Origin of the sequence: Sphingomonas sp. (assembly GCF_048595155.1) — a bacterium.
Taxonomy (GTDB): domain Bacteria; phylum Pseudomonadota; class Alphaproteobacteria; order Sphingomonadales; family Sphingomonadaceae; genus Sphingomonas_I.
The window spans coordinates 1-5,142 of sequence record NZ_JBMDXN010000048.1 but is presented as its reverse complement, the minus strand read 5'-3'; the positions used below and the strand labels follow the sequence as shown (position 1 = coordinate 5,142).

At 64.5% G+C, this 5,142-nt stretch carries 5 protein-coding genes; 3 read left to right on the top strand and 2 right to left on the bottom strand.

Annotated elements, in window-relative coordinates:
* Positions 1-799, top strand: a 799-nt coding sequence (locus ACOJSI_RS08180) for a sugar nucleotide-binding protein (protein ID WP_420137778.1), incomplete at its 5' end; no start/stop codon positions are given.
* 64 nt (positions 800-863) lie between these two features.
* Here the strand turns inward: ACOJSI_RS08180 and ACOJSI_RS08175 are convergent.
* Entirely contained in the window at positions 864-1,760 is an 897-nt protein-coding gene (locus ACOJSI_RS08175) for a hypothetical protein (protein WP_420137777.1), read from the bottom strand.
* 251 nt (positions 1,761-2,011) lie between these two features.
* Between ACOJSI_RS08175 and ACOJSI_RS08170 the strand changes: the two genes are divergently transcribed.
* Positions 2,012-2,587 carry a hypothetical protein gene (locus ACOJSI_RS08170; RefSeq protein WP_420137776.1) on the top strand — a complete coding sequence of 192 codons (576 nt, stop codon included), beginning with the start codon at positions 2,012-2,014 and terminating at the stop codon, positions 2,585-2,587.
* The gene (locus ACOJSI_RS08165; protein ID WP_420137775.1) at positions 2,584-3,933 is read left to right on the top strand and encodes a PepSY-associated TM helix domain-containing protein; all 1,350 of its coding nucleotides are present in this window, start codon (positions 2,584-2,586) and stop codon (positions 3,931-3,933) included. The genes ACOJSI_RS08170 and ACOJSI_RS08165 overlap by 4 nt, the downstream gene beginning before the upstream one ends.
* A 21-nt stretch (positions 3,934-3,954) precedes the next feature.
* Here ACOJSI_RS08165 and ACOJSI_RS08160 read toward each other — a convergent pair.
* On the bottom strand, positions 3,955-5,142 hold a 1,188-nt coding region (locus ACOJSI_RS08160), incomplete at its 5' end, for an alpha/beta hydrolase (protein ID WP_420137774.1).

The following is a 5,142-nucleotide window of genomic DNA, read 5'->3' as shown; positions in this document are numbered from 1 at the left end:
GATGGACCCGGCTGCCGTTGGCGCGGCCGCGCTGGGGGCCAATGTTATCGTTCATGCCGTGAACCCGCCCGGCTACCGCAATTGGCAGGGCCTCGCCTTGCCGATGCTGGACAGCACGATCATGGCCGCCAAGGCAACCGGCGCACGCATCCTCTTTCCGGGTACGGTCTATAATTTCGGACCGGACGCGGGCGCGACCGTCGGCGAAGATGCGGCGCAGAACCCCATCACGCGCAAGGGCAAGATCCGCGTCGAGATGGAACGGCGGCTGCAGGAAGCAAGCCAATCCGGTGCACGTAGCCTGATCGTACGAGCCGGGGATTTCTTCGGCCCGAGCAGCGGCAACAGCTGGCTGGCGCAGGGCATGCTACCCTTTCCAGGACGGGTCAGACGCGTGTTCAACCCCGGTCGCAAGGGGATCGGCCATGCCTGGGCCTATCTGCCCGATCTCGCCGAAACGATGGTCCGTTTGTTGGAACGGGACAGCGAATTGAGCGATTTCGAGCTGTTCCACTTCGGCGGCACATGGGTGGCGGACAATCGCGATTTCGCGGATGCCGTGCGACAGGCCGCCGGCACGCCGCAGGCGCCCATTCACCCCTTTCCCTGGGCGCTGGTGCACCTGATGGCGCCCTTCAACGAGACGGCACGAGAAATGCGCGAGATGACCTATTTGTGGCGGCAGCCGCTGCGGCTGATCGACGATAAGCTGCGGCGCTTTCTTGGATCGCTACCGGAAACGCCCCTGCACGAGGCGTTGCAGGCGAGCCTGCGCGGTCTGGGCCGACTGGATCGGTAGCACGACGCGGTTGTCTGGCCCGAGCATAACGATCCGATCCTTGTTGGGGGGCGGCTCGACGCGATCAGGCAGCGCTTTCGGTGGTCGGGCGGCCTGCCAGCCAAAGCGCCAGGTTACGTACGTAGCGTCGGACGGCTGCCTGCGCTTCGGGCGAATGCGCCATGGCCGTACCGGGCCGCTCGGTAACGAAGCTGGGACAGCCGGCCGCGACATCCCAATTATAGTCCGCAAAATGATGAAAGGTCGATTGGGCGATGCCGGGACCATTTTCCGCCGTTGGTTCGAACGCAACCGCAATGTTGAAGCGCGTGCCGGTAACCTGACTGACGCCGGTCGCGATCACGCGTGCCGAGGGATCCAGCGGCGGGGCATCGACCGCGCCCTCATGTGGATGCGCCGGCAAATAGGAGAGGATGCCGCTGGCCGAGCTGGGGTCCAGCAGCACAGGATGCGGGGCGCCTACATGCTCGATCCGCTGATAATCGCCATTCGCTCCGGAATGATAATTGGGCCAAAGGATCGCCGCGGTTTCGCGATCATCAATCACATGGCGGCGTTCATCGCGTTCGACATTCTTGCTATGGAAATGATGCGCCTCGCCTACGCCGCCGAGCGAGCAGACGGAGCTTCCCAAATCCATGTGATCGCGCGTGACCATCAGGCCGCCTCCGCGCTTGCGGAAGCGCCCGATTGCCGCACAATCCTCCGCCTCCAGGCCATCGCCCGTATCCACCGCGAAGAGCCACAGCTGATCGAAATCGGTTTGATCGAGGGTCGATAGCACCGGATCTGGCGCCCCGACCGTCGCGCGATCCCGCGCGACAACTTCACACAAAGGCGCGCCGGCGGCGTCCCGCAAACCGGACAGATACTGCCGCAGGATCGAAAAGCGCGCGATGCTCCAATCATCGAGCGTTGGCGGGATGGTCGTCTGCAGCAGAATGCGGATAGGGGCAGCCATAATCGTTCTTCCGTAATGTGGCGGGCGCGCCGATGGCAATGATGCCGCGCCGTGTCAGGCCAGATAGGGCGCGCTTCCCTGCCTGCCACTGCTGGCGAAAGCGGCAAGTTGCGCATTGTTTATTGCGAGCGCGTCTCAATCGCATTAGACGTTGCGGATGTAACGGGGCCGACATCGGCCGCGCACGGGGACAGAGGCGTGAGCGGGTTCAATCTTTTCCTACAACGACGCCCGGCCCGCCGGCGGGTATGATGGACGAGACGATGCTGCCCGCGGCGATCATCGCCAGCATGGGTGCTGCCCTTGTGCTGCGCCGGGCCTGGTCCCTGCCCCGCCGTTCCCTTGGCTGGAATGCGATCGGCTGGTGCCTGTTCGGGCTTGGGATCACGCTGGGCTGGATCGCAGGGGGTGCCTGGGGCAGCACCATAGCGACGATCGGCGGCATCGGGGCGGCCTTGCTGCTACTCGCGCATGCCGCTGTGACGGCGCCCCCTGCCACGGGCGCGCGCGCGTCCAATCGCCGCGTCGGTGCGCTGCCGGAGGGCCGCGAGCCGTTTCGTCTGGGCCGAAGGATCGTGACGTTCCTGATGGTCGTTCTCGCCGCCATGATCGTCGCGCTTGGGCTTGGGCTTGCCGCACGCGGACTGCTTGCCTGGAGCGGCGCGGGTGAAGCCAACGCCAATGTGGCCAGCTTCTTTTTGATGCCCGTGGCATGGGCGATGCTGGCCTTTTTCCTGCTGCTGGAAGAGGAGCGTGCCCGGCAGTGGCGGCTGCTTGCACTGGCCGCAGCACCCGGCATGCTGGCGTTGGCGGCCGGATTGGCGTGAAGCTCATCCCCGATAGCAGCACGGTCAAGCGGGCGCTGTCCGCGCATGCCGCGATCGGCCTGATCGCCGGCGCGTTGCTCTACATCGTCAGCCTCAGCGGCACGGTTGCCGTCTTTTTCGAGGAATGGCAGCGGATCGAGCAGCCACGCGCGCCGGAGATGCCGGCGATCAACCCCCAGGCGCTTCAGCGCGGCATCATCGCCGTCCTTGCAAAAGAGGCCGGCCAGCCGCCTACGACCCATCTTTACGCACATCTGCCCGTGGCCGCGCTGCCCCGCACGACCATCACGACGGATCATCAGGCGCTGCATATCGATGCGCGCGGCGATATTTCCGGCAAGGAGGAAATCGCCTGGTCGGACTTCGTCGTCCAGCTCCACTATCTGCTGAACATACCGGGGATGGTCGGCATCACAATCGTCGGAATATTGGGTGTGATGATGCTGACCCTGGCTTTGTCCGGCGTCATCGCGCACCCGCGCATCTTCCGCGACGCCTTTCGCTTGCGCGCGCGCGACCAGAACGGACTTGGTCTGGCCGACTGGCATAACCGGCTGAGCGTGTGGACCCTTCCCTTCACCGTCGGCATCGCCCTGACCGGTGCCGTCATCGGCCTGGGCAGCGTCATGGCGTTCGGCCTCGCCAAGACCAACTATGGCGGCAAGCAGGAGGCCGTGTTCGCGCCGATCTTCGGACCGGAAGGCAAGCCGGACAAGACGGCTGCGCCACCCCCCGACGTGCCGGCCGCGCTTGCCTATATGGCCGCACATCATCCTGGCCTGCGATTGACATATGTAACGGTGCATGACCCGCTGACGCGCGGGCAGCATATCCAGATCCTGGGCACGCCGCCGCGCCGCCTGATCTTCGGCGAATATTATAATTTCGATGGGCAGGGCCGCTTTCTGGGCACTGCAGGTCTCTCCGATGGGGCGCTCGGGCAGCAGGCGGCGGCGTCCAATTACGATCTTCATTTCGGCAATTTCGGGGGGCTGCCGGTGAAGATCGCCTACGCAATATTGGGATTGGCGCTGACCGCCATCTGCGCGACAGGCACCTATATCTGGCTGGGCAAACGCCGCCGCCGCGGCCTAGAGGAGCCGCGGCTTCGATCGGTGTGGGACGCCGTCGTGTGGGGCTCGCCGCTGATGCTCACGGCGACCTTCCTCCTCCGCAAGCTTGCCGGCAACGACGCGCCGTTGGCGACGACCTATTGGTTGGGCTCCGTCGCCCTCATCCTTGCGGGGATAGTCCTGTCTCGGCCCGGCAGGCTGGCGATGCTGCTCACCCGAACCCTCGGTGCATCGCTCCTGATCGCCGCCGGGCTCGCGATCTGGCGGCCCTGACACTCCAGGAACCTCTTCCCCTCAGTCGCGGAACAGCAGCGGTGCGAGTTCCTTCAGACTACGGCGCCAGGTCAGGAATTCGTGAGCCGTGTTGGGCGAGACGTAGAACACGCTGTTGATGCCCGCCCGCTTCAGTGCCGCGGCATTCGCGCGCGGATCGGAGGGCGGACCGCCGGGAGGACCGCGCATGCCGCCATCCAGTTCCCGGCTGCCGAAGCTTACGAAGGCCAGCTTCACCTTTTCCTTGAAACCTGGCGTCTTGTTGACATCGTCAAGCGAGAAGGTGCCGCCGCTCAGGAGGCCGATATAGGCGAACTTATCGAGATTCTTCGCGGTGATCAGCTTGGTTTCGAAGCCGCCCATCGAGAGCCCCGCCATCGCGCGATGGCGCTGATCCGCAACCGTCCGGAAGTGCGCGTCAACATAGGGGATGAGTTCGTTGATCAAGACGGTCTGAAACGGCTTGATATCGAAAGCGGCGAGGCCGCCAGGGCTGCCCGGTTTGATATCGTTGGTCATGCCATAGGTCATGACGATGATGAACGGCCGGATCGCACCCGCCGCGATGAGATTGTCCATGATCAGATTGGCATGGCCCTGGTTGGACCAGGCGGTCTCGTCCTCGCCCCAGCCATGCTGCAGGTAAAGAACCGGGTAACGCGTCCGCGACTCCTTGTCGTAGCCCGGGGGCGTGTACACGAATGCGCGGCGCGCCGTGCCCGTGCTCGGCGAGGGGAAAAGCACCTGATCGACATGGCCGTGCGGCACGTCTTTCAACGCGTAGAAATCGGCATCGTGGGCGGGGATCTCGATCCCGCTCTCCCACCGCACCGACCCGTAGAAGTTCAAGGCGCCGGGATCATTGAACGTGCCGCCGTCGACGTTGAGGTGATAATAATGAAAGCCTTCATCGAGGGGGCCAGCGGTGGTACCCGTCCAGCTGCCGTCTGCAGCCTTGGCAAGCGTCGTGCCGCCACGCCCACCCAGCCCCAAGCTCACCTTAACATTCTGCGCCTCCGGTGCTGTGATGCGAAAGCGCGCATAGCCTTGCGAATTGACCTGCGGATATTGTTGGCCCGGCTGGTTGAGCGTCGACGGCTTGAAATCCTCGACGATCGCGGGCGCAGTGGGTGATGGTGCCTTCGGCGTCGTCTGGGCGGCGGCCATGCCGCCCCCGGCAATTGCCAGCATCGTGGCCGCGACGATATT

What these genes read in the sequence shown, in the direction of transcription:
- ACOJSI_RS08170 (WP_420137776.1), top strand. Translation starts at nt 2,012, where the DNA reads ATGGACGAGACGATGCTGCCCGCGGCGATCATCGCCAGCATGGGTGCT.
- ACOJSI_RS08175 (WP_420137777.1), bottom strand. Translation starts at nt 1,760, where the DNA reads ATGGCTGCCCCTATCCGCATTCTGCTGCAGACGACCATCCCGCCAACG.